Source organism: Aliivibrio sp. 1S175 (assembly GCF_001690985.1).
Classification (GTDB): Bacteria; Pseudomonadota; Gammaproteobacteria; order Enterobacterales; family Vibrionaceae; genus Aliivibrio.
This window is the reverse complement of sequence record NZ_MAJS01000079.1, coordinates 643,725-666,652: the sequence shown is the minus strand read 5'-3', so window position 1 is coordinate 666,652 and position 22,928 is coordinate 643,725. Positions and strand designations below refer to the sequence as shown.

The window sequence follows — 22,928 nt, the reverse complement described above, 5'->3', positions numbered from 1 at the left end:
AGCAATCAAAATAATTTGATTGCTCTTTTCATATCTATCATCCTGATTTCATGCCATTAGAACTAAAACTCCGAAAAAAGCCAGTCCTGAAAACACAACGATTGTTGTGATTAACGCAAACTTAAAATCACTATCCATAACGACTCCTTGCTTTATCAGTAACAAAAATTTAACAGTAATTTGAAGTGTCTTCAAGTTATCAGGTTAACTAACCTATCAAGTTGGTATTAACATCACAATGTCTACATAATATGTTTACGTGAGTACAAAATAACACCACAAAAATTAGGAGTTCAGATGAAACGGATAGCACTACTCGCCCTAATAGCAACAGCCTCATTCCCAGCTCTTGCTCAATTTCATATAACCCCAGTTATAGGCATTGCCGCTGGTGGTGAAGTTGAAGACCAAAATGGAGATACTTTTAAAATAAAAAACAACAGCGCATTATCTATTGCCCTAGAAACAGATTTTGATGCTGGTCGCATTGGTTTATTTTACAGTACTCAAAGTAGTGAAGTGAAAACATTGGGTAACAAGTCTCGCTTTGATTATTTGCACTTTCAAAGTGCTCTAGATTACCCACTAACGACACGTCTTAGTTCTTTCTTTGGTCTAAGTATTGGTGCAACCTATACCGACGTAGACTGGAGTGATGAAAATATCAATTTTTCAGCAGGTGCTTTTACTGGTCTTCAATATCACTTTACCGATAACTTAGCCTTACAGTTTGAAGCTCGTTGGCTAGGAACCGCTGTTGATAGTGATATAGATAGTTCTTGTGTGTCGAATCCAACGCAAAATCGTTGTGTTATCCGCTATGAAAGTAGTTGGGTAAATCAAGTTCAAGCCAATCTTGGATTACGCTTTAGCTTTTAACTCCCCTTCTTTTATATTCAAATAATTCCAATTGAAGTGTTTATTTTCTCATCAATTGGAATTATTTATAAAAAACACAATCATTTAATTAACCTTATTTCAACAAAGCTATCCACCTAATAAGCCAATCCTATCAATACCTCCCCCCTAGTTAAAACAAAAAAACAGAATAAAACCCTAACAACGCTACATTTAACTACCTTTATGTAATATTGCCTTAACAATTATAAATAGGTAATCTGGCTGTAATGCTTAGCTAATACCTCTAGTTTGAGCAAATTAATTTCAATTTAAATAGAGAATGATACTAAACAAACTTCAATTCTCAGGGAAAAGTTTTTTAAAGGAGTATTTTATGAAGCGTGAACAATGGGGATCTCGTGCGGGATTTATTCTTGCAGCAGTAGGATCTGCTATCGGTCTAGGTAATATATGGCGCTTTCCATACATGGCGTATGAAAATGGTGGCGGTGCCTTTTTCATTCCTTATCTTTTCGCAATGTTAACTGCTGGTATTCCATTTATGATCATGGAATTTGGCATGGGTCATAAGTTCAGAGGCTCTGCGCCACGAACATTTGCGAAACTAAATCAAAAATACGAATGGCTTGGTTGGTTTCAAGTATTAATCGCCGCAGTGATTGCAGTCTATTACGTTGCCGTTATTGGTTGGGCTATCTCTTACTTCAGTATGTCTTTTTCTCAAAGTTGGGGCCAGGATACTAACGCGTATTTCTTTAGCGAATATCTAAAGTTGGGTGACAACTCACCAACAAAACTAGGTAGCATTCAATGGCATATCGCAATTCCAATGGTTATTGCTTGGGCTATTACTTTTGCCGCTATTTTTGGTGGCGTGAAACGTGGTATCGAACGTGCAAGTAAAATAATGATGCCTTTACTATTCATCATGGTTATCGCTCTTATTGGTCGAATGATTTTCTTACCTGGCGCATTAGACGGTCTTAACTACCTATTCCAACCAGATTTTAGCAAAATCACAGATCCAAAAGTATGGTCTGCTGCTTATGGGCAAATCTTCTTTACGTTAAGTGTGGGTTTTGCAATCATGCTAGCTTACTCAAGCTACCTGCCTGAAAAATCAGACATAAATAATAATGCCTTTATGACGGTACTGATTAACTGTGGTTTCTCAATTATCGCTGGTATTCTTATCTTTTCTATCTTAGGTAACATGGCACATGAACAAAGTAAGCCATTAACTGAAGTCGTGAGCGCTGGTGTTGGCCTTGCTTTTGTTACTATTCCGGCGGCAATTAACTTACTACCAGCCCCTTATATTCTTGGCCCTTTATTTTTCTTTGCTTTAGTTGTTGCGGGATTAAGTTCTCACATTTCAATTATTGAAGCGGTAACCTCAGCCTTCATTGATAAGTTAAATTGGTCACGTAAAAAAGCAGCGTCTGTTGTTTGTAGTGTTGGTTTAGTGGTTTCAATGGCGTTCGCAACCAATGGCGGTCTATTGCTGCTTGATTTAGTGGACTACTTCATTAATAACATTGCTCTACTTGCTAGCTGTCTAATTGAACTGTTTATCATGGGTTGGTTAGTGAAACTTGCAGACATTCGCTCACACGTAAATAAGATATCTGAATTTACTGTCGGCAAATGGTTTGAAATCTGCTTACGTTTCGTAAGTCCGGTATTCCTAGTCGTTATATTGGGTACAAATATTGTTAACACCTTAACTGATGGCTACGGCGGATACGCTCAATCTGATTTACTGCTACTTGGTTGGGGTCTTATTGCCGCGATGTTAGTGGTTGGTATCGTAATTAATAAATCAAGCAAGGAGGCTTAATATGACAACTGGTGCAATCATTATGATGGTTCTTGGCTTAGGGATCACTTGGGGAGGCGCAGCCTTCTGTATCCGTAAAGCAATGAACAGTAACTAGAAACTACTTTCTAGAAAATGTTAGTCTTAAAGCAGATCTTCGGATCTGCTTTTTGTTTTTCGCCGTTACATTTTAAATTAATTTAGAAGGTAAAAATGACCATTCTCTACTCATTTCGTCGATGCCCTTATGCTATGCGAGCACGCCTTAGTCTTGTTCTTTCAAATAAATCGGTACAACTTCGTGAAATTATATTGAAACATAAACCCGAAGCAATGCTACAGGCGTCCCCTAAAGGCACTGTCCCTGTCTTAATTGAAAAAGATGGACATGTTATAGATGAAAGCTTAGATATCATGAAATGGGCTTTAGAAGGCTCTCAACTGTTAAGTTCAGCAACGAGCTCCATGCATTTATTAATAAAAGAAAATGATGACGTATTTAAAGGATGGTTAGATAAATACAAATACGCTGATCGCTACCCTGAACATTCAGAAATTTACTACCGTGAGCAAGGTGAGATATTTTTAGAGAAATTAGAACAACAGTTAATTAATTCAAATAGGCTATTTAGTGATGAATTCAGTTTTGCTGATTTAGCCATTCTTCCTTTTATTCGCCAGTTTGCGTTTGTGGACATTCATTGGTTTAACCAAAGTAAATATCAACGCGTACGTGATTGGCTTACAAATTTCATTGATTCAGAACTATTCCTTTCAATTATGAAGAAATACCCTACCTGGCTAGAATCGAATCAAGAAGTTTCGTTTCCTGAAAATAATACCAATATAACCAATTAACAGATCTATTACCCAACTCTAGAAAACAAAAAAGGAGACTCGAAAGTCTCCTTTTTTTCATCGATATAATCGATAATTAGTTATGAGTAATCCACTCATTCATATCTGTTTTCAAGTTATCAGACTTAGTACCGAAGATAGCTTGAACACCAGAACCTGCAACAACAACACCAGCAGCGCCAAGTTGTTTCAGTTTGTCTTGATTAACCGCTTCAACACTTGCTACAGAAACACGTAGGCGAGTAATACAAGCATCAAGGTTTGTGATGTTCTCTTTACCACCAAATGCAGCAACTAGTTCACCCGCTAATTCAGAACCAGTTACAACCGGACCTGCATTATCGTCTTCATCTTCACGACCTGGAGTCTTAAGGTTCATCGCTTTAATTACAAAGCGGAATACGATGTAGTAAACAACCGCATAAACAATACCAAGACCAACAAGAAGAAGCATATTCTCTGCACGTGGAGATTGAACTACAAAGTCAATGAAACCATTCGAGAATGTGTGACCGTGAACAATACCTAATGCGTTAGTTAGCATGTATGCAACACCAGCAAGTACTGCGTGGATAGCATAAAGAACTGGAGCAACAAATAGGAATGCGAATTCAATCGGTTCTGTGATACCAGTAAGGAATGAAGTTAACGCAGCAGATGCCATGATACCCATTACTTTAGCGCGGTTTTCAGGTTTTGCTGAATGTGCAATTGCGATTGCAGCAGCAGGAAGACCGAACATTTTGAATAAGTAACCACCAGCAAGTTGACCGAAACCATTACCTGCAGCGCGAGATGCGTCATCAGCAGTAAGGAAACAAGTCATAATACCATTTACTTGCTCACCAGCGCTGTTCACACAAGAACCCGCTTCGTAGAAGAATGGTACGTTCCAGATATGGTGAAGACCAAAAGGAATAAGAGAACGTTCAACAACACCGTAAATACCAAATGCCATTACTGGGTTTTGGTTTGCAGCCCAATCAGAGAATGCCGCAATTGCGCCACCGATTGGAGGCCAAATTATAGAAAGAACTAAACCTAGAGCGATAGATACAAAACCAGTAACGATTGGCACTGCACGCTTACCAGCGAAGAAGCCTAAGTATTCTGGAAGTTGAATACGGTAGAACTTGTTGAAAGCCCAACCAGCAACACCACCAGCAAGGATACCACCAAGAACACCAGTCTCGATACCATCAACACCCATTACTGTTGCCATCACTTTAAGTGTAGCAACCATGATGCCGTAACCAACAACCGCTGCTAGACCAGCAACACCATCATTGTTTGTAAAACCAAGTGCAGTACCTACAGCAAATAGCAGAGCCATTTGACCGAATACTGAACCACCAGCTTGTTCCATTAAATGAGAAACAACTTCTGGAAGGAAACTAAAGTTGGCTGCGCCAACTCCTAAAAGAATACCAGCTACAGGAAGTACTGATACAGGCAACATAAGTGCCTTACCAACTTTCTGTAGATTGGCAAAAAGGTGTTTAAACATGTTTTGCTCCTAATATTTATAAATACAATTGGACACAGTCAATACTTACTAACTCATTACGGCAATATCCCCCTTGCCTTAGTGTAATCAGTAACTTTGTAAGTAATTATGTATCTAATCAAACTGTCGCTAAATATAGACCTATGTAAAAACACTTTCTAGCATGTTTTCATTTAATGTTTTAAAACCCTGCAGCGATCACAAAAGCAAGGCGTAGAAAAAGTGGTAAGAAAAATACAAGTTACAAGTAAGTTGTTGATTTTAAAGGAAATTATTGATTAAAACAAAAGGATGAAATGTTATTTTTAGCAACAAAAATAGATAGGTCAAATAAACCACAAATGCAATCGTTTGCTGCTTAACATTCAAGTATAAACATGCTTAAAATCAATTAATAAAAAAAAGAGAGGCTAAAACCTCTCTTTTTGCTTAATTTTCAATCTAACTAAAATTATTTGTTCAAAAAAAGATTTTTGAAATTATCTGTCGTAATTTTAGCCACTTCATCAAACGATTTTCCTTTTAATAAACCTATATACTCAGCAACTTCTCTCACATAAGCAGGTTGATTTTCTTTTCCTCTAAAAGGAACAGGCGCTAAATAAGGAGAATCCGTTTCTATTAAAAGGCGCTCTAATGGTAAACGACGAACGACATCTTTCAATTCAGCAGCTTTATTAAACGTTACAATTCCTGAGATAGAAATATAAAAACCCAGATCTATTGCAGCTTCTGCAAATTCCCAATCCTCAGTAAAGCAATGGATAACACCACCACATTTAGCTGCTTGACCATTTTTTAGAATCGCTAAAGTATCTTCTCGAGCTTGTCGTGTATGTATAATAAGTGGCTTATTATAGTCAACGGCAACGGCCACTTGTTGCTCAAATAATTCACGTTGACGGGGTGCGCTTTCTGGTTGATAAAAATAATCTAATCCAGTTTCACCAATCGCAATAACACGTTCATGTGCAGCATATTGACGAAAAATAGACAAATCAAAATCCGAATCAACATCTAATGGATGAATACCACAAGAAGCATGAACCTCTGGGTGATCTTTAATAAGATCCATCATATTTGGAAAAGCATCAAGCGTAACGCCAACAGTCAAAAACTGCTCTACCCCACGTAACTTTGCCTTTTTAAGTACATCCGCAACATTTGTATGCAAGTCATTGTAATTTAACTTGTCTAAATGGCAGTGTGAATCAATTAGCACATTATTCTCCAATAAACTCAAGTAGCCATTGAGTTAATAGTAATTCTTTATTTAATCCTGAATGGACATTGATTTGCTGTCGTAAGGTATTTAAGCTCAAATATTGCTTATAAACGGTATCAACAGAGATACTGACTGCTAATCGTTCGATAGTCTCTTTTTCATCGCAATGCACCCATGTGGTCATTATTCCTAATTGTCGCTTGTGGATATCCGACAATAAATAGCTTAACCAACACAAGCCTTCGTCTTCTAGCTTAATCAAACTTTTAACCACATCTGATGTATAACAAAAAGAAGACTTAACACAGTTATCAAAAGAAGATAATAATAATTGATGAGCCGATTGTTTTTTATCTTGATAAAAACTTTTGACCGCTAACGGTAAGTACCCATTCAAAGTAATAGATTGCTTACTAACTTTTAGCTTTTCTGTCTCACCTAACCATTGCTCTATCACTTCACCACTAATTTCTGGTTGATACCAGACTTGGCAACGGCTTCGAATAGTGGGTAGTAAATGATGTGGAGACTCTGCCAATAATACAAACTGACAGTTTTTAGGTGGCGCTTCTAATGTCTTTAATAGCGCATTAGCCGCCGATTCTGTCATTTTTTCGGCAGGTTCAATCACGATCATACGCTTAGCATTGAACTGTGATGACTCTAATGCCCATGAGTTGCATTGTCTGATCTGGTCAACTGAAATAGATTTCCCTTCAATTTCAGGTCGAATCCAGTGTAAATCAGGATGATTACCTGATTCAACTAAATCACAGCTATGACAAAAACCACAAGGCTCAATGCCTTGTGTTAAACATAATAAGGTATTAGACAAATATTGAACCAGAGCATCTCGCCCCGTTCCATCGGGCATTGCACATAGAATGGCGTGTGGCAGCCTATCGTTAACAATCAATTGTTGCCATTGTTGCCAAACATTTTTCTGCCAAGGATACAGTTTAGTTACCATTAGCCACTAACCACGTTTCTAATGCGTTAACAATGGATTGAGTTACTGTCTCTAGATCTTGGCCTGCATCAATAGTTATAATCGTCTCATCACTATTGGCGAACTCTAAGTAACGTTCACGACTGCGTTCAAAAAAATCCAGTTTCATCTGCTCAATTCGATCTAACTCTCCACGAGCTGATGCGCGTTGAAGGCCTAATTTAGGATCAATGTCCATATAGATAGTGAAGTCTGGTTTGAAATCACCAAGAACGGTATTTCGCATTGTTGCCATTAAATCACGATCAAAACCACGGCCACCACCTTGATAGGCTTGTGAAGAGAGGTCATGTCGATCACCAACAACCCACTCACCTCTCGCTAATGCTGGCTTAATCACATTACCAACTAACTGAGCTCGTGCTGCATACAATAGTAATAACTCGGCCATATCCGTTAATGGTTCATCAGGATGACCTTGTTTAACTAACTCACGCATTTTTTCAGCTAATGGCGTCCCGCCAGGCTCCCTTGTCGTCACAGGATTATCAATGCCATGTTTAGCGAGAGTCGCTAGTACATTTTTAATTGCCGTGCTTTTACCTGCGCCTTCTAGGCCTTCAATTACAATAAATTTAGACATATTAATTTCTTAAGGTTCTTAGGTAAGCTCTAACTGCTTTGTTATGCTCAACTAGTGATTTAGTGAATTTATGACCGCCAGTACCATCTGCAACAAAATAAAGATAGCGACTCGTTTCTGGATGAAGAGCTGCTTTTATCGATGCTGGTCCCGCCATTGCTATCGGTGTTGGCGGCAATCCATTTATTGTGTACGTATTATAAGCAGTTGGTGTACGTAAGTCTTTTTTACGAATATTGCCATCGTAATTATCACCCATACCATAAATTACAGTAGGGTCTGTTTGTAAACGCATACCGCGTTTTAGACGATTAACAAACACCGAAGAAACTCGCTCTCTTTCCGAATCAATCGCGGTTTCTTTTTCAATAATAGAGGCTAAGATCAACGCTTCATAAGATGATTTTAAAGGTAAGTTTGCTGATTTAGTTTCCCACTCTGCGTCTAATACTGACACTAAGGCATCATGAGAGCGTTCCAATATATCGAAGTCGCTCATTCCTGCCGTATAGTGGTACGTTTCAGCTAAGAATAACCCTTCTAACTTTGAGCGATCAATTCCTAGTTTTTTTGCAATTTCGTTTTCAGAGAGTTCACTTAATTCATGCTTTAGATAAGGAGCTTTTTCTAATTGTTGTTGCCACTCAGAAAAACGGCTACCTTCAACAAAGGTAATTGAAAATTGATGTTCTTTACCTGTTTTTAATTGAGTTAATACCGCCGCTAAAGATTGATTAGGTTCAACCCAATAGGTACCCGCTTTAATTTCAGTCAATTCTGGTGATATTTTATGAGTAAAACGAGCCCATTTAGTATTCGATACCCATTTATTCTCTTCAAATTCACGAATCAACTTACGGTAGCTTGTCCCTGGTTTCACTTCAATTAGTTGGGCTTTTTCTAATAAAACTGGTTGCTCTGTAAATTTAATTGCTTGCTGATAGCTCCAAAATCCAAAACCTACAGATCCAATGATGATAATTAAAATAAGGAATAAAAATTTCTTTAGCACGAGTACAATTTCTCCTGAAACCAATGTGACAACTTATGACTGTCAAAAGTCGTATTGCCAATTGCGTTAATTGGCACTATTTCAAATAATGAATTACTAATAAAAACTTCATCGGCCATACATAGTTCATCTACATTAATTGATGTTTCGATCAACGTGAGTCCATGTGAATTTGCCAATGCATTAATGTGTGCTTTCATCACACCTTCAACACCAGAGTTTGATAAATTAGGGGTGTAAATATTATCATTCTTCACCCAAAAAATATTGCCTATTGAAGTCTCTATAACTTTGCTATTAAGATCAAGAACCACGCCATCAAGATACGTTGTTTTTGCGATTTCTTTCTTAATCAAAACTTGTTCTAATCTATTTGTATGCTTCATACCTGCAAGTAATGGTGACAGTCCTAACTGGGTTTCGCAAAGCATCAAACTAATACCGCCTTCTTTCCAACTCTGATAATACGTTGGATAAGAAAATGTCGACACGATAATTTGTGTATCATGGCAGCCCTCAGGAGAATAACCTCGTCCACCACTACCTCGACTGATCAGTATCTTAATACCACCATTCTTAAGCTCATGAGCGCAAGATTCAATTTGCGCTTCAAGAAGGTGCCAATCTTCAATCTCAATGTCTAACCGTTTTGACGCATCTTTCAAACGAGCTAAGTGCAAGTCCCATAACCGTACTTCTCCCCGCTCAACTTTCATGGTCGTAAAAGAACCATCACCATATTGAATACTACGATCAGTGAGTGGTAATGAATCCGTAACTACCCCGTTAACCCAATACATACCGTACTCCAAACAGAAAAAAGCGGCTTGATATAATATCAAGCCGCTTTCTAGTATAACTAACTGAGTGAAACTAATTAAGCCTCACAAACAAGTTATTACATTTTCTTAAAGATTAATGTACCGTTTGTACCACCAAAGCCAAATGAATTACAAATAGCGTATTCCATCTCAACTTTACGAGCAGTATGCGGAACAAGATCGATGTCTAAACCTTCTTCAGGATCATCAAGATTAATCGTTGGTGGCGCTATTTGATCAATCAAAGACATAACCGTAATAATCGCTTCAACAGAACCCGCAGCACCCAATAGGTGACCTGTCATTGATTTTGTTGATGACACTAATACTTTCTTAGAGCCTTCTTCACCTAAAGCACGTTTGATGCCTTTAATTTCAGCAACATCACCCGCAGGTGTTGATGTACCATGCGCGTTAACATAACCGATTTGTTCACCCGTTACATTTGCATCACGCATTGCTGCTTCCATCGCTAACGCACCACCAGAACCATCTGGAGTAGGAGAAGTCATATGGTAAGCATCGCCGCTCATACCAAAACCCACTAATTCAGCGTAGATTTTAGCACCACGCGCTTTGGCGTGTTCATATTCTTCAAGAACCATCATGCCTGCGCCATCACCGAGAACAAAACCATCACGGTTCTTATCCCATGGGCGTGAAGCCGCTTGTGGATTCTCATTATTTGTAGACAGTGCTTTAGCTGCACCGAAACCGCCCATACCTAGCTCTGTTGATGCTTTTTCAGCACCACCCGCTAGCATTGCGTCAGCATCACCATAAGCGATCATACGTGCAGCATGACCAATATTATGAAGACCTGTCGTACAAGCTGTTGAAATTGCGATATTAGGACCACGTAGACCGCGCATGATCGACATATGACCAGAAATCATATTTACGATAGTTGAAGGCACGAAAAACGGACTGATCTTACGAGGACCTTTTGCAGTAAAGGCTTTGTGACCGGCTTCAATTAAGCCAAGACCACCAATACCTGAACCAATAGCAGCACCAATGCGGTGTGCATTTTCTTCAGTAACTTTAAAACCCGAGTCATCTAATGCCTGAATGCCAGCAGCCACACCGTATTGGATGAATAAATCCATTTTACGAGCGTCTTTCTTAGACATGTACTCTTCAGCATTAAAGTCTTTAACGAGACCTGCAAAACGAGTCGTAAACTCAGTGGTATCAAAGTGCTCGATATTAACGATACCACTTTGGCCTGCTAACAGCGCTTTCCAGGCTGCTTCAACAGTGTTACCCACCGGTGTTAGCATACCCATGCCTGTAACTACTACACGACGTTTGGACACGATATATTTCTCCGGAATTAATTGAATTAGATAGGGATTGTAGCGTATAAAAAAACTCAGGCGGTCAAGAGTGACCGCCTGGAGGGTATTTCTTACTGTGCGCTAGTTACGTAGTCGATAGCAGCTTGAACAGTAGTGATTTTCTCAGCTTCTTCATCTGGAATCTCAGTGTCAAACTCTTCTTCTAGAGCCATAACTAGTTCAACTGTATCTAGTGAATCTGCGCCTAGGTCGTCAACAAATGATGATTCGTTTTTAACTTCAGCTTCATCAACACCTAGTTGCTCAATGATGATTTTCTTTACGCGTTCTTCAAGATTGCTCATTTTATTTTCCTAATTACAGATTTCGCTGATTTGCGATACTTGCTGTATTTTATTCATTAATAAGAAAGTTGCAAGGCCAAGATTGCTGGTCAAACCACGAAATTCGTGATTTTTAGTGCAATTTTAACCCAAAATTGACTTAAGTCACTCTCAAGCCAACTTTATAAATTAAACCATGTACATGCCGCCATTCACGTGCAAAGTTTCGCCCGTGATATAAGCGGCTTCTGGAGACGCTAAAAAGACAACCGCAGCAGCGATTTCTTTAGGGTCACCTAAACGACCCGCAGGTACAGATGATAGTGTTGCAGCTCGTTGCTCATCATTCAAGGCTTTTGTCATATCAGTTTCGATAAAACCTGGAGCAACAGTATTCACGGTAATACCACGAGAAGCGACTTCACGTGCCATTGATTTAGTAAAACCAATGACACCAGCTTTTGCCGCTGCATAGTTTGTTTGACCCGCATTGCCCATTGTACCAACAACAGAACCTACGTTGATAATACGGCCATTACGTTTTTTCATCATGCCACGAAGAACCGCTTTAGATAAACGGAAAATAGACGTTAGGTTAGTATCTAAGATATCCATCCATTCATCATCTTTCATGCGCATAAGTAAGTTATCACGAGTAATACCTGCGTTATTAACTAAAATATCAATCGCACCAAACTCATCATTAATAGTTTTAAGTACCGCTGCAATAGATTCTGCATCAGTTACATTTAATGCAAGACCTTTACCGTTCTCACCTAAATATTCACCAATTGCCGCCGCACCATTTTCAGAAGTTGCGGTACCAATAACGGTTGCACCGCGAGACACTAATTGCTCAGCAATCGCACGACCAATACCACGGCTAGCGCCAGTAACTAAGGCAATTTTGCCTTCTAAATTCATCATTTACTATTCCCTTTAATTACTTAGCAGCTTCAAGAGAAGCAGCATCATTTACCGCTGCTGCGCTAAGTGATTTAACGATTCGTTTAGTTAAACCAGTAAGAACCTTACCTGGGCCAACTTCATATAATGTTTCAACACCTTGTTCAGCCATCATTTCAACAACTTCAGTCCAACGTACTGGGCAGTATAATTGACGAACAAGTGCGTCTTTAATTTTTGCAGGATCAGTTTCAGCAATAACATCAACGTTATTAATAACAGGCAATGCGGGTGCTGAAAATTCAATGCTTTCTAACGCAATCGCTAATTTATCAGCCGCAGGTTTCATTAATGCACAATGAGATGGAACCGATACTGGTAAAGGAAGCGCACGTTTTGCACCCGCTTCTTTACATAATACACCAGCACGCTCAACCGCATCTTTATTACCAGCGATAACCACTTGGCCTGGTGAGTTGAAATTTACAGGAGAAACAACTTCGCCTTGTGCTGCTGCTTCACACGCTTTAGCGATAGAATCATTATCTAAACCGATAATAGCGAACATAGCACCAACACCAGCTGGAACTGCTTCTTGCATTAATTGGCCACGTAGCTCAACCAATTTAATTGCTTCTTTAAAGTCAATAACACCTGCACATACAAGCGCTGAGTACTCACCAAGGCTGTGTCCAGCTAAAACGGTTGGTTGTGCTAAACCTTGCTCTTGCCATACACGCCATAATGCAACTGAGGTTGCTAATAATGCTGGCTGAGTACGAAACGTTTGGTTTAAATCTTCCGCCGGACCATTTTGAACCAGTGACCATAAGTCATAACCTAGCGCTTCTGATGCTTCTGCAAAAGTTTGCGTTATAACGTCGTGTTTCTCACCTAATTCAGCAAGCATGCCAACGGCTTGAGAGCCCTGACCTGGGAAAACGATAGCAAAATTGCTCATGTACATTATTTCCTTTAAATAAGCGCATAAAGAAACTAGGCCAAAGAAATGGCCTATTTCTAACTAAAACTTAACGAGTGCCGAACCCCATGTAAAACCACCACCAAATGCTTCAAGCAATAAGGTTTGGCCACGTTGAATTCGACCATCACGTACCGCTTCATCCAATGCTGTAGGCACTGTAGCAGCTGAAGTATTACCGTGACGATCTAGAGTAACAACAACTTGATCCATCGACATCGACAGTTTTTTTGCCGTTGCTTTAATAATTCGTAAATTCGCTTGATGTGGGACTAGCCAATCTAGCTCTGACTTATCCATTTGGTTTTTATGAAGCGTTTCTTTAACTAGGTTAGATAGTTGAGTAACGGCAACTTTAAAGACTTCATTACCCGCCATATACAACCATTTATCTGCTTCTTCGTTTTTACGCGAAGGAACAGGTAAAGAAAGTAATTCACCAAATTTGCCATCAGCATGCAAGTGAGTCGAGATAATCCCAGGCTCTTCGCTTTGGCCAATAACCACTGCGCCAGCACCATCACCAAATAAAATAACAGTAGAACGATCAGTAGGATCACAAGTATGAGAAACGGCATCAGAACCAATAACCAATACATTTTTTGCCATGCCTGTTTTGATGTGTTGATCGGCAACACTCAATGCATAAACAAAACCTGAACAAGCCGCTGATAAATCAAACGCAGGACACCCTTGTATACCTAATAACCCTTGAACTTCACATGCAGCTGATGGAAACGAGTACGTTTGCGTACTTGTTGCTAAGATAATCAGATCAATATCATGCTTATCTATACCAGCCATTTCAATTGCATTAACGGAAGCAAGGTGACCCATAGTGGCCACAGACTCATTTTCACCAGCAATGCGGCGTTCACTAATACCTGTACGAGCTAAGATCCACTCATCACTAGTATCGACCATTTTTTCTAAATCCGCATTTGAGCGAATTTGTGCTGGTAAATAGCTACCAGTACCTAAAATTTTGCTATACATGAAGACTAATAATGCCTCTCGAGTAAAACTGCCTCCAAGCGATCACTAATACGGTTAGGTATTTGTCGCTTGACCTCATGAACCGCTTCCTTGATGGCATTGTTAAAGGCAAATATATCTGCACTTCCATGACTCTTAACAACAATGCCACGCAATCCTATCAGACTTGCGCCATTATACTGGTCGGGGTTCAGCTCTTTTAAGCTAGAAATGACATCACCGAAGAGCCATTTCGCTAAAATTTGTTTGAATTTTGATGTAACCAGATGTGATTTTAGTTGATCTAAAAATAAATGTGCAACACCTTCACTGGTTTTTAAGCATACATTGCCAACAAAACCATCACACACTACTACATCAGCATTGCCTTGATAAAGTTTATCACCTTCAATATAACCGATAAACTCAATATCTTTGCACTGGTGTAGCATTTCTGCGCATCGTTTTATTTGATCGTTGCCTTTAATTTCTTCTTCGCCAATATTCAACAATGCCACTTTGGCTTTACGCCCTAATGACTGCTCAGCTAATTCAGAACCCATTACTGCAAATTGGAATAAGGTTTCAGCATCGCATGATACATTCGCGCCAAGATCAAGCATCCAAGTACGTTGATTGTTTTTAGTAGGTAAAGGACTAATTAATGCAGGGCGTTCAACACCCGGAAGAAGTTTTAATGTAAAACGGGAGAGCCCCATTAATGCACCAGTATTGCCTGCGCTAATACACGCGTCAGCTTCTTTACTAGCAACTAAATCAATGGCCATTCTCATTGAGCTACCACGACTGTGTCGTAATGCTTTTGAAGGTACTGTGTTATTGCCTATAACGCTGTCGCTATGAGCAATAGAGAATCGTTGATTGGGGATATAATTTAGATGTGTTAGCTGTGTAGAAATCGCATGACGATCTCCAACAACAATAATTTTTAGCTCTGGGAATTGCGACAATGCCTGCACGATGGCAGGCACTGTAACTTGGGGACCGAAGTCCCCACCCATCGCATCAATTGCAATGGTTAGCTGCTGCAAAGCGTCAACCTTACTTGTTGATTACCTTGCGGCCACGGTAGTAACCGTCAGCTGTAACGTTGTGACGAAGGTGAGTTTCGCCACTAGTTGCGTCTACAGATAATGCACTTGTAGTTAGTGCATCGTGTGAACGACGCATGCCACGCATTGAACGTGATTTCTTGCTCTTTTGTACGGCCATGGACCCTACTCCTCAATTACTGTTGTTTTAAAGATTTTAAAACATCAAACGGATTCGGTTTCTCTTCCTCTTCAGGAATTTCACCAAATACCAAATTGTTAGATTTGACCTGACAATCTTTAATGTCATGCATAGCGACTTGCGGCAACGCTAGAATGAACTCATCAGTTACCAACTCAACGAGATCAACTTCACCTACTTCATTTAAATCTACAAACTCATATTCCTCAGGAACTAGAGCTGCCTTCTCTTCGCTTAAAAAAGGCGTACACTTAAATGATACATTTAGGTGATGTTCAAAATTTTCATTACAGCGTTGACATTCCAACAATACATCGACGTTAGCTTTACCAGAGATAACGGCTAATCGTTGTTCGTCAACTTTAAACGACATCGTGACTTCAGCATCACTTTTCACATCTACAGTAGATTCAGCCAAACGCTTTAAAATATCAGATTGGATGATTCCATCGTAGTCTAATCTTCGTTGAGCGTTTTGGATTGCATCAACTGTTCGTGGTAATTTTACCTTTTGCATAGGGCGCGCATCTTATCTTTCTAAAGCCTTCGAGTCAAAGAAAAATGGCAAAAATTATGCTTTTTTTCTTCCCAGTTGCTATTTCAGCAGAGTTGCTAATAATAAACGAAAAATTAAAGAAGAAGAACCCATTATGCAACCAAAACTGATTCTAGCTTCAACATCGCCTTTTCGCCGAACGATCTTAGAGAAGATCCAAGTTCCTTTTGATGCAATTTCACCCAACTGCGACGAAACCCCACAAGAAAATGAATCACCTACTGCGTTAGTCACTCGATTAGCGGAACAAAAAGCACGATCTTGTCATGTCCAGGATCCCAACCATTTGATCATAGGATCCGATCAGGTTTGCGTAATTAACGGACAGATTATTGGTAAGCCACTGACACGAGAAAAAGCAATTATCCAACTTCAAAAAGCCAGTGGTCAAATCATCACTTTTTACACAGGCTTATCACTACTCAATACGACCACAATGACAGCAGAAACTCTTTGTGAAGAATTTCATGTTCATTTTCGTCAATTGACCTCACAACAAATTGAAAACTATGTTGATAAAGAGATGCCATTGTATTGTGCTGGTAGTTTTAAATGTGAAGGGTTAGGCATTGCATTATTTGATAGATTAGAAGGAAAAGATCCAAACGCTCTTATTGGCCTTCCACTAATCTCTTTAATTGATATGTTAGATCGTCAATCTTTTTCAGTACTCTGAATCGCAATCACAAAAAAGCGATAAGTATGAAATAATACTTATCGCTAGAAAATAACAAAAAATAAAATTAGTTTTTAGCTCGTAATCCTTTCAAGACACGTTCTAATCTAGTTTCCATTGGAGCACTAATATCCATTAACTCTTCAGTGCTTGGATGCGTAAATTTAATATTTGCCGCATGCAAGAAAAGTCGATCTAAACCAAATTGGCCTGAATACGCATCAAATCGTCTGTCACCATAACGGTCATCCCAACCTATTGGGTGACCTGCATGTTGTGCATGTACACGTATTTGGTGAGTACGTCCCGTAATTGGACTTGCTTGAATTAATGTTGCCTGCTCAAACTTTTCTAAAATTTTAAAACGCGTTTCTGACGGTTTACCGTTAGGGTTAACACGAACAATGCTGTTCACTTCATTTTTAAGTAAAGGAACATTCACAACTTTGCACGTACTCTTCCATTGGCCCATAACTAAAGCAAAATAGTATTTCTGAACCGTTTTATTTCTAAATTGTTCTTGCAGTCTGCGTAATGCAGAACGTTTTTTAGCGATTAAAAGAATTCCTGACGTATCTCTGTCAATTCTGTGCACCAACTCTAAAAAACGAGCATCAGGTCGTAAAGCTCGTAATGCTTCAATAGCACCAAACTTCAAACCACTCCCGCCATGAACAGCAGTACCTGAAGGCTTATTTAGAATCAGAAGGTGATCATCTTCATAAATAATACAACTTTCAAGTTCAGAGACTCTAGATAATTTAACACTAGGTAATTCTGGAGCCGTTGACTCAGGAAGCTTCACGGGAGGAATTCTGACTAAATCCCCTTCTTGAAGTTTGTATTCTGGTTTAATACGTTTTTTATTTACACGAACTTCGCCTTTACGCACTATTCGGTAAATCATACTTTTTGGAACATTTTTTAAGCGGGCAAGAAGAAAATTATCGATTCGTTGCCCTGCAAAGTCGTCATCGATCTCAACGAATTGCACTTTAGGTTTATCTTCATTCATTTCCTTATTCTACTGTCTTAATTCTAATTGATGAACCTTTTTTAGCTCAGTTTCAAATAATGAAGATTGCTGAGGCTTGATCTGACTGTTATAGTTAGCATCTGAAATCGGCCCAGATGGCCATTTCTTCACCTTGGTGAGCATAAAAGCACCAAAAGAACTAAAAATATACTGCTCGAATGCGGTGATGCAGCAATTGGCGTAAGACATCTATACTGCTTTGAGTTTTTTTGCTTGTTATGCCTAAACCATTTTTTATGTTTTAACGACCGCGAATAATTGCGGATCAGCACTATTTTATCGATAGTGTTGATGTGGATTGTGCCCTAGAGCATCCCTGAGTTCCAGCCGTGAGGCTGCACATGTAATCAGCCTTGGGATCTGGCACCATTTAAAATGGATTATGATAGACAAGCTCGACAATTTGTAATGAGTATTCCCTAATGAAAAGAATGTTGATTAACGCAACCCAGAAGGAAGAGTTGCGCGTCGCATTAGTTGATGGCCAGCGCCTTTTTGATCTAGATATCGAAAGCCCAGGTCACGAATCTAAGAAAGCTAATATTTATAAAGGTAAAATCACCCGTATCGAACCAAGCTTGGAAGCAGCTTTCGTTGATTACGGCGCTGATCGCCACGGTTTCCTTCCCCTTAAGGAAATCGCTAAAGAATATTTCCCACAAGGTTACACTTATCAAGGACGTCCAAATATCAAGGACGTATTGAAAGAAGGCCAAGAAGTTATTGTTCAAGTTGAGAAAGAAGAGCGTGGTAACAAAGGCGCGGCTTTAACAACGTTCATATCTCTGGCTGGTAGCTACCTTGTTCTTATGCCTAATAACCCTCGTGCTGGCGGTATTTCTCGTCGTATCGAAGGTGACGAGCGAACTCAATTAAAAGCAGCATTAAGCACATTAGAACTACCTCAAGGTATGGGTCTGATTGTTCGTACTGCTGGTGTTGGTAAATCAGCAGAAGAGCTTGAATGGGATCTAAACGTACTCCTAAATCATTGGGAAGCGGTTAAACACGCCTCTGAATCAAATCAAGCACCTTTCCTAATTCACCAAGAAAGTAATGTGATTGTTCGCGCAATTCGTGATTACTTACGCCGTGATATTGGTGAAATCTTAATTGATAGCCCTACGATTTTCGATCGTGCTCGTCAACACATTCAACTTATTCGTCCTGATTTCTTATCTCGCGTTAAATTGTATGAAGGCGAAGTCCCACTATTTAGCCACTACCAAATTGAAAGCCAAATTGAATCGGCTTTTGAACGTGAAGTGCGCTTACCTTCTGGTGGTTCAATCGTAATCGACCCAACTGAAGCGCTTACTTCTATTGATATCAACTCTGCTCGTGCTACTAAAGGCGGCGATATCGAAGAAACTGCATTAAATACTAACCTAGAAGCAGCCGATGAAATTGCTCGTCAATTACGTCTACGTGATTTAGGTGGTTTAGTGGTTATCGATTTCATTGATATGACGCCAGTTCGTCATCAACGTGAAGTAGAAAACCGTATGCGTGAAGCGGTTCGTATGGATCGTGCTCGTGTTCAAATCGGTCGTATTTCTCGCTTTGGTTTATTAGAAATGTCTCGCCAACGCTTAAGCCCGTCTTTAGCAGAAGCAAGTCACCATATTTGTCCTCGTTGTACGGGTACTGGTGTGGTTCGTGATAATGAATCTCTAGCACTTTCAGTACTTCGTTTAATCGAAGAAGAATCTTTAAAAGACAATACAACTCAAGTTCTTGCTGTTGTCCCTGTCGCTATCGCTTCTTATTTATTGAATGAGAAACGCCGCTCAGTTCAACACATTGAAAAATTCCATAATGTTCGCGTTATTATTGTTCCTAACTCTGACATGGAAACACCACACTTTGAAGTGGTCCGTATCCGTGAAGGTGAAGAACAAGAAATGCTGTCTTATCTTCTTCCTAAGAATTTAGAAGCATTACGTGAAGCTGAAGCCAAAGAAACGCCTGCAATGTATTCTGCACCGAAGAAACGTGAAGAGCCGGCTCTTCAAGGTTTCAGTGCACCAACTCAAGCAGCTCCAATGGCTAAAGCTCCAGAAGCTAAAACAACAGAGCCAAAAACAGCAGTAACAACAGAAGATAAGCCGGGTTTAATTAGCCGCATCTTCTCTACTATTGCTAATTTCTTCTCTGCACCAGAAGCAGCACCAGCTGAAACTGAGAAAAAAGAAGAGAAAGAAGAAAAACCAGTACAACGTCATAATCAAAACCGTAACAACGATCGTCGTCGTAACGAAAATAATCGTAACAATCGTAATAATCGTCGTAACGGTAATGATAACCGCAATAACAACGAAAACCGTCGTGATAAGAAAGTTGAAGATGTTGAAGTTGCCGCTACTAAACCAGTAAAAGCAGCTGATAACAAGCCAACTAGACAGCCTAAAGTTCGTAAAGAAATTGCAGAGCAAGGTATTCAACTGGCTGCTGAAGCTCAACAAGCTCCAGTTCAAGTATCAGAGCAACCAGCTGAAAAACGTGAAAAAACGGTTCAAGTTAAACAACGTCGTCAACGTCGTCAACTGCAGAAGAAAATCCGTACGGGTCAAGCTGCTGAAGTTGAAAGCAAAGTGGTTGTAACTCCTGAAGTTGTAACTCCTGAAATTGAAACTCCAGCACCACAACCTGAAGTAGCAAAAGAAACGAATACAGAAGTAAATACAGAGCGTAAAGAAGGACAGCGTCGTAATCGTCGTTCTCCTCGCCATTTACGTGCAAGCGGTCAACGTCGTCGCCGTCGTGATCGTCGCCCTGTAAACCCTGCTCGTTTATTCTCTGGTGTAGCCTCTCCTGAAATGGCGATGGGCAAAGTTTATCCTGATTATGCTCAAATCTTGAAGCAAAAACTGGCTAAACAACAACAAGAGAAATTTGTTGATAACGATACTCAAAACGCACAAGACAAAGCAAATCAAGCTAACGTAGTGAAAAATCTCGTTGGTGGTGTTGCTTTCCCTGAAATGGCGATGGGTAAAGTATTACTTCCTTACGTTGCAACTCCGATTGTTGAAAAAGCAATTGTGACAGAAACGATTATCGAAGCTCCTGCTGCTGAAGCTCCTACAGCAATAACAGAAAAACCAACTAAAGTAGATGCACCAGTTGCGATTGAAACAGTAGACGTTATTGTTGAAGATAAAGTAGCTCTTGTTGAAGTTGCACCCATTGTTGCTGAAGAAGTAGCACCAGTTATTGTTGAAGTCGAACCTGTGATTGAACAGGTACCTACTGTTCAAGCAACAGTAGAAGCTCAACCTAAAACTGAAATTGTTACTGCTAAACCACAATATAAAGGTCAAGCATCTTCAGGTATGACAAAAGCAACTGGCCCTACAGAGATTAAAGAAATCACTGTAACCGCTGCTGCATTCAGAACTGAACGCTTTGTGCCTAAACAAGCCGGTAGCTTAACAGCAACCGGGCACGCAAGTGCTGCAATGGCAAAAACAGCAGGTTTATAATTTCTTAGGCTTCGCCTTTGAATAATAAAACCATTGTAATTAAGCAAGTTACGTTTCGACGTAACTTGCTTTTTTTATATTGATATCCTGAATAAACATTGAACTTCATCACGCTTTTCTGTACGATTCGCGCCACACATGCCTGAAAAACAACCAAGAAGATACCTAAAAAACATGTTTGAATTCCCAAAATTTTCTAATCATTCAGTAAAGAATGATGTTCTTTCAGGGCTTACCGTTGCGTTAGCTCTTGTTCCTGAAGCCGTAGCCTTTGCCTTTGTTGCTGGTGTTGACCCTATGGTTGGCCTTTATGCTGCATTTATTGTTGGTTTAATTACATCAATAATTGGTGGTCGCCCTGGAATGATTTCTGGTGCAACCGGTGCCATGGCCGTTGTAATGGTCAGCTTAGTCGCAATGCACGGCGTTCAATACCTTTTTGCAGCAATTTTACTCGCCGGTCTTCTGCAAATTACTGCTGGTTTATTTAAACTAGGTAAATTTATTCGTATCGTTCCGCATCCTGTGATGATCGGTTTTGTAAACGGTCTAGCTATTGTTATTTTCCTTGCTCAACTTGGTCAATTTAAAGCACCTGACGCTTTAGGCAACTTAGATTGGCTTCAAGGTCCTGAAATGATGTTAATGCTTGGTCTTGTTGTACTAACAATGGCTATCATTCACTTTTTACCAAAACTAACAACGGCTATTCCTTCTTCTTTAGTTGCTATCATTGTAGTCACAGGTTTAGTTCAAGGATTAGATTTAGACACACGTACTGTTGTTGATTTCTTACGTACGATGAGCGGAGACGAAGCGGCAACACTTGCTGGTTCACTGCCTACTTTCTCTGTACCTAACGTTCCTCTTTCTTTAGAAACGTTATACATCATCTTCCCGTATGCATTAATTTTAGCGGCAATCGGTCTAATCGAGTCATTATTAACCCTAACTGTCATTGATGAAATGACGGGGACTCGTGGCCAATCTAACCGTGAATGTGTTGGTCAAGGCGTGGCAAACGTAACTTGTTCTGTATTTGGTGCGATGGGTGGTTGTGCTATGATTGGTCAATCAATGATCAACGTAAACTCAGGTGGTCGTGGTCGTTTATCAGGTATTACAGCCGCACTTGCCCTACTTGGTTTCATCCTTTTCGCTTCTGGTTTAATTGAAATGATCCCATTAGCAGCATTAGTTGGTGTTATGTTCATGGTTGTTATTGGTACATTTGAATGGGCTACATTCAAACTGGCTCGTCGCGTACCAAAACAAGACTTCTTTGTTATTGTGTTAGTAACCGTTGTTACTGTACTGACTGACCTTGCTGTTGCTGTTGGTGTTGGTGTTGTCGCTTCTGCGCTAATGTTTGCATGGCAACACGCGAAACACATTTACTCGACAAATACAGTGAATGACGAAGGTTCTAAGGTTTATGAAATTAACGGCCCAATCTTCTTTGGTTCTGCTGCTAATTTCTTAGAGTTATTTGATGTTGAAAGTGATCCAAAAGACATCGTGATTGACTTTGCTGCATCACGAGTGGTGGATCACTCGGCCATTGAAGCGGTTGATACTATCGCTGATCGCTACTCTAAAGCAGGCAAAAAGGTACATCTTCGCCACTTAAGCCAAGATTGTCATGCACTTCTAAATAAGGCTGGTAGCCTGGTAGAGATTAATGTGCAAGAAGATCCAATCTATAAAGTGGTTAGCCAATAGTTGCTCTTTCACTTTTA

At 39.7% G+C, this 22,928-nt stretch carries 24 protein-coding genes; 7 read left to right on the top strand and 17 right to left on the bottom strand.

Annotated features, from left to right (window positions below; all coding sequences use genetic code 11):
• Window positions 1-48 precede the first annotated feature (48 nt).
• On the bottom strand, window positions 49-138 hold the full coding sequence (locus A6E06_RS19920) for a YnhF family membrane protein (RefSeq protein ID WP_141677001.1): 90 nt from the start codon (window positions 136-138) through the stop codon (window positions 49-51).
• 159 nt (window positions 139-297) lie between these two features.
• Here A6E06_RS19920 and A6E06_RS18310 point away from each other — a divergent pair, with 159 nt between their 5' ends.
• From A6E06_RS18310 to A6E06_RS18300, 4 genes are all read left to right on the top strand, one after another.
• Window positions 298-879: an outer membrane beta-barrel protein gene (locus A6E06_RS18310; protein ID WP_065593687.1), complete on the top strand. Its 582-nt coding sequence runs from the start codon at window positions 298-300 to the stop codon at window positions 877-879.
• A 355-nt stretch (window positions 880-1,234) separates the two neighbouring features.
• Window positions 1,235-2,701, top strand: a complete 1,467-nt coding sequence (locus tag A6E06_RS18305) for a sodium-dependent transporter (protein WP_065593688.1) — start codon at window positions 1,235-1,237, stop codon at window positions 2,699-2,701.
• A gap of 1 nt (window position 2,702) precedes the next feature.
• Window positions 2,703-2,798 carry a MetS family NSS transporter small subunit gene (locus A6E06_RS19915; RefSeq protein ID WP_099047736.1) on the top strand — a complete coding sequence of 32 codons (96 nt, stop codon included), beginning with the start codon at window positions 2,703-2,705 and terminating at the stop codon, window positions 2,796-2,798.
• 95 nt (window positions 2,799-2,893) lie between these two features.
• Window positions 2,894-3,538: a glutathione S-transferase gene (locus tag A6E06_RS18300; RefSeq protein ID WP_065593689.1), complete on the top strand. Its 645-nt coding sequence runs from the start codon at window positions 2,894-2,896 to the stop codon at window positions 3,536-3,538.
• Between the two features lie 76 nt (window positions 3,539-3,614).
• Here the strand turns inward: A6E06_RS18300 and ptsG are convergent, their stop codons facing one another.
• From ptsG to yceD, 14 genes are all read right to left on the bottom strand, one after another.
• The gene (gene ptsG / locus A6E06_RS18295; protein ID WP_065593690.1) at window positions 3,615-5,045 is read right to left on the bottom strand and encodes a PTS glucose transporter subunit IIBC; all 1,431 of its coding nucleotides are present in this window, start codon (window positions 5,043-5,045) and stop codon (window positions 3,615-3,617) included.
• 451 nt (window positions 5,046-5,496) lie between these two features.
• Complete coding sequence (locus tag A6E06_RS18290) at window positions 5,497-6,267, bottom strand: TatD family hydrolase (protein WP_065593691.1); 771 nt, start codon at window positions 6,265-6,267, stop codon at window positions 5,497-5,499.
• A 1-nt stretch (window position 6,268) separates the two neighbouring features.
• Window positions 6,269-7,240, bottom strand: coding sequence for a DNA polymerase III subunit delta' (holB, locus tag A6E06_RS18285; RefSeq protein WP_065593692.1), 972 nt, complete (start codon window positions 7,238-7,240; stop codon window positions 6,269-6,271).
• Window positions 7,230-7,862, bottom strand: coding sequence for a dTMP kinase (gene tmk, locus A6E06_RS18280; protein ID WP_065593693.1), 633 nt, complete (start codon window positions 7,860-7,862; stop codon window positions 7,230-7,232). The genes holB and tmk overlap by 11 nt, the downstream gene beginning before the upstream one ends.
• A 1-nt stretch (window position 7,863) precedes the next feature.
• On the bottom strand, window positions 7,864-8,874 hold the full coding sequence (gene mltG, locus A6E06_RS18275; RefSeq protein WP_065593694.1) for an endolytic transglycosylase MltG: 1,011 nt from the start codon (window positions 8,872-8,874) through the stop codon (window positions 7,864-7,866).
• On the bottom strand, window positions 8,868-9,674 hold the full coding sequence (gene pabC / locus A6E06_RS18270) for an aminodeoxychorismate lyase (protein WP_065593695.1): 807 nt from the start codon (window positions 9,672-9,674) through the stop codon (window positions 8,868-8,870). Before pabC ends, mltG begins: the two co-directional genes overlap by 7 nt.
• Before the next feature lie 98 nt (window positions 9,675-9,772).
• Window positions 9,773-11,014 carry a beta-ketoacyl-ACP synthase II gene (gene fabF, locus A6E06_RS18265; RefSeq protein ID WP_012550756.1) on the bottom strand — a complete coding sequence of 414 codons (1,242 nt, stop codon included), beginning with the start codon at window positions 11,012-11,014 and terminating at the stop codon, window positions 9,773-9,775.
• A 92-nt stretch (window positions 11,015-11,106) separates the two neighbouring features.
• Complete coding sequence (gene acpP / locus A6E06_RS18260) at window positions 11,107-11,340, bottom strand: acyl carrier protein (protein WP_017022099.1); 234 nt, start codon at window positions 11,338-11,340, stop codon at window positions 11,107-11,109.
• Window positions 11,341-11,508: 168 nt separating this feature from the next.
• A complete protein-coding gene (gene fabG / locus A6E06_RS18255) occupies window positions 11,509-12,243 on the bottom strand; it encodes a 3-oxoacyl-ACP reductase FabG (RefSeq protein WP_065594239.1) in 735 nt (244 codons plus the stop codon).
• Between the two features lie 19 nt (window positions 12,244-12,262).
• Window positions 12,263-13,186, bottom strand: a complete 924-nt coding sequence (gene fabD, locus A6E06_RS18250) for an ACP S-malonyltransferase (RefSeq protein ID WP_065593696.1) — start codon at window positions 13,184-13,186, stop codon at window positions 12,263-12,265.
• Window positions 13,187-13,249: 63 nt separating this feature from the next.
• Window positions 13,250-14,203 carry a beta-ketoacyl-ACP synthase III gene (locus A6E06_RS18245; RefSeq protein WP_065593697.1) on the bottom strand — a complete coding sequence of 318 codons (954 nt, stop codon included), beginning with the start codon at window positions 14,201-14,203 and terminating at the stop codon, window positions 13,250-13,252.
• A gap of 5 nt (window positions 14,204-14,208) precedes the next feature.
• Entirely contained in the window at window positions 14,209-15,234 is a 1,026-nt protein-coding gene (plsX, locus tag A6E06_RS18240; protein WP_065593698.1) for a phosphate acyltransferase PlsX, read from the bottom strand.
• A gap of 10 nt (window positions 15,235-15,244) precedes the next feature.
• Window positions 15,245-15,415, bottom strand: a complete 171-nt coding sequence (rpmF, locus tag A6E06_RS18235; RefSeq protein ID WP_060991458.1) for a 50S ribosomal protein L32 — start codon at window positions 15,413-15,415, stop codon at window positions 15,245-15,247.
• Window positions 15,416-15,431: 16 nt separating this feature from the next.
• On the bottom strand, window positions 15,432-15,953 hold the full coding sequence (gene yceD, locus A6E06_RS18230; protein ID WP_065593699.1) for a 23S rRNA accumulation protein YceD: 522 nt from the start codon (window positions 15,951-15,953) through the stop codon (window positions 15,432-15,434).
• 133 nt (window positions 15,954-16,086) lie between these two features.
• On the opposite strand from yceD, the gene A6E06_RS18225 reads away from it, so the two are divergent.
• The gene (locus tag A6E06_RS18225; RefSeq protein ID WP_065593700.1) at window positions 16,087-16,668 is read left to right on the top strand and encodes a nucleoside triphosphate pyrophosphatase; all 582 of its coding nucleotides are present in this window, start codon (window positions 16,087-16,089) and stop codon (window positions 16,666-16,668) included.
• A gap of 67 nt (window positions 16,669-16,735) precedes the next feature.
• Here A6E06_RS18225 and rluC read toward each other — a convergent pair whose 3' ends face one another.
• Together rluC and A6E06_RS18215 are read right to left on the bottom strand one after the other, a co-directional pair.
• Window positions 16,736-17,683 (bottom strand): 23S rRNA pseudouridine(955/2504/2580) synthase RluC, encoded by a 948-nt coding sequence (gene rluC / locus A6E06_RS18220; protein WP_065593701.1) that lies wholly within the window; start codon window positions 17,681-17,683, stop codon window positions 16,736-16,738.
• A gap of 9 nt (window positions 17,684-17,692) precedes the next feature.
• Window positions 17,693-17,893 carry a hypothetical protein gene (locus A6E06_RS18215; protein ID WP_065593702.1) on the bottom strand — a complete coding sequence of 67 codons (201 nt, stop codon included), beginning with the start codon at window positions 17,891-17,893 and terminating at the stop codon, window positions 17,693-17,695.
• A gap of 233 nt (window positions 17,894-18,126) precedes the next feature.
• On the opposite strand from A6E06_RS18215, the gene rne reads away from it, so the two are divergent.
• Complete coding sequence (gene rne / locus A6E06_RS18210) at window positions 18,127-21,189, top strand: ribonuclease E (RefSeq protein WP_065593703.1); 3,063 nt, start codon at window positions 18,127-18,129, stop codon at window positions 21,187-21,189.
• A gap of 174 nt (window positions 21,190-21,363) precedes the next feature.
• Window positions 21,364-22,911 (top strand): SulP family inorganic anion transporter, encoded by a 1,548-nt coding sequence (locus A6E06_RS18205; RefSeq protein ID WP_065593704.1) that lies wholly within the window; start codon window positions 21,364-21,366, stop codon window positions 22,909-22,911.
• Window positions 22,912-22,928 lie beyond the last annotated feature (17 nt).

Coding starts and splice junctions, on each gene's coding strand:
- A6E06_RS19920 (WP_141677001.1), bottom strand. CDS start 138: ATGGATAGTGATTTTAAGTTTGCGTTAATCACAACAATCGTTGTGTTT.
- A6E06_RS18310 (WP_065593687.1), top strand. CDS start 298: ATGAAACGGATAGCACTACTCGCCCTAATAGCAACAGCCTCATTCCCA.
- A6E06_RS18305 (WP_065593688.1), top strand. CDS start 1,235: ATGAAGCGTGAACAATGGGGATCTCGTGCGGGATTTATTCTTGCAGCA.
- A6E06_RS19915 (WP_099047736.1), top strand. CDS start 2,703: ATGACAACTGGTGCAATCATTATGATGGTTCTTGGCTTAGGGATCACT.
- A6E06_RS18300 (WP_065593689.1), top strand. CDS start 2,894: ATGACCATTCTCTACTCATTTCGTCGATGCCCTTATGCTATGCGAGCA.
- ptsG (WP_065593690.1), bottom strand. CDS start 5,045: ATGTTTAAACACCTTTTTGCCAATCTACAGAAAGTTGGTAAGGCACTT.
- holB (WP_065593692.1), bottom strand. CDS start 7,240: ATGGTAACTAAACTGTATCCTTGGCAGAAAAATGTTTGGCAACAATGG.
- tmk (WP_065593693.1), bottom strand. CDS start 7,862: ATGTCTAAATTTATTGTAATTGAAGGCCTAGAAGGCGCAGGTAAAAGC.
- pabC (WP_065593695.1), bottom strand. CDS start 9,674: ATGTATTGGGTTAACGGGGTAGTTACGGATTCATTACCACTCACTGAT.
- acpP (WP_017022099.1), bottom strand. CDS start 11,340: ATGAGCAATCTTGAAGAACGCGTAAAGAAAATCATCATTGAGCAACTA.
- fabG (WP_065594239.1), bottom strand. CDS start 12,243: ATGAATTTAGAAGGCAAAATTGCCTTAGTTACTGGCGCTAGCCGTGGT.
- fabD (WP_065593696.1), bottom strand. CDS start 13,186: ATGAGCAATTTTGCTATCGTTTTCCCAGGTCAGGGCTCTCAAGCCGTT.
- A6E06_RS18245 (WP_065593697.1), bottom strand. CDS start 14,203: ATGTATAGCAAAATTTTAGGTACTGGTAGCTATTTACCAGCACAAATT.
- rpmF (WP_060991458.1), bottom strand. CDS start 15,415: ATGGCCGTACAAAAGAGCAAGAAATCACGTTCAATGCGTGGCATGCGT.
- yceD (WP_065593699.1), bottom strand. CDS start 15,953: ATGCAAAAGGTAAAATTACCACGAACAGTTGATGCAATCCAAAACGCT.
- A6E06_RS18225 (WP_065593700.1), top strand. CDS start 16,087: ATGCAACCAAAACTGATTCTAGCTTCAACATCGCCTTTTCGCCGAACG.
- rluC (WP_065593701.1), bottom strand. CDS start 17,683: ATGAATGAAGATAAACCTAAAGTGCAATTCGTTGAGATCGATGACGAC.
- A6E06_RS18215 (WP_065593702.1), bottom strand. CDS start 17,893: ATGTCTTACGCCAATTGCTGCATCACCGCATTCGAGCAGTATATTTTT.
- rne (WP_065593703.1), top strand. CDS start 18,127: ATGAAAAGAATGTTGATTAACGCAACCCAGAAGGAAGAGTTGCGCGTC.
- A6E06_RS18205 (WP_065593704.1), top strand. CDS start 21,364: ATGTTTGAATTCCCAAAATTTTCTAATCATTCAGTAAAGAATGATGTT.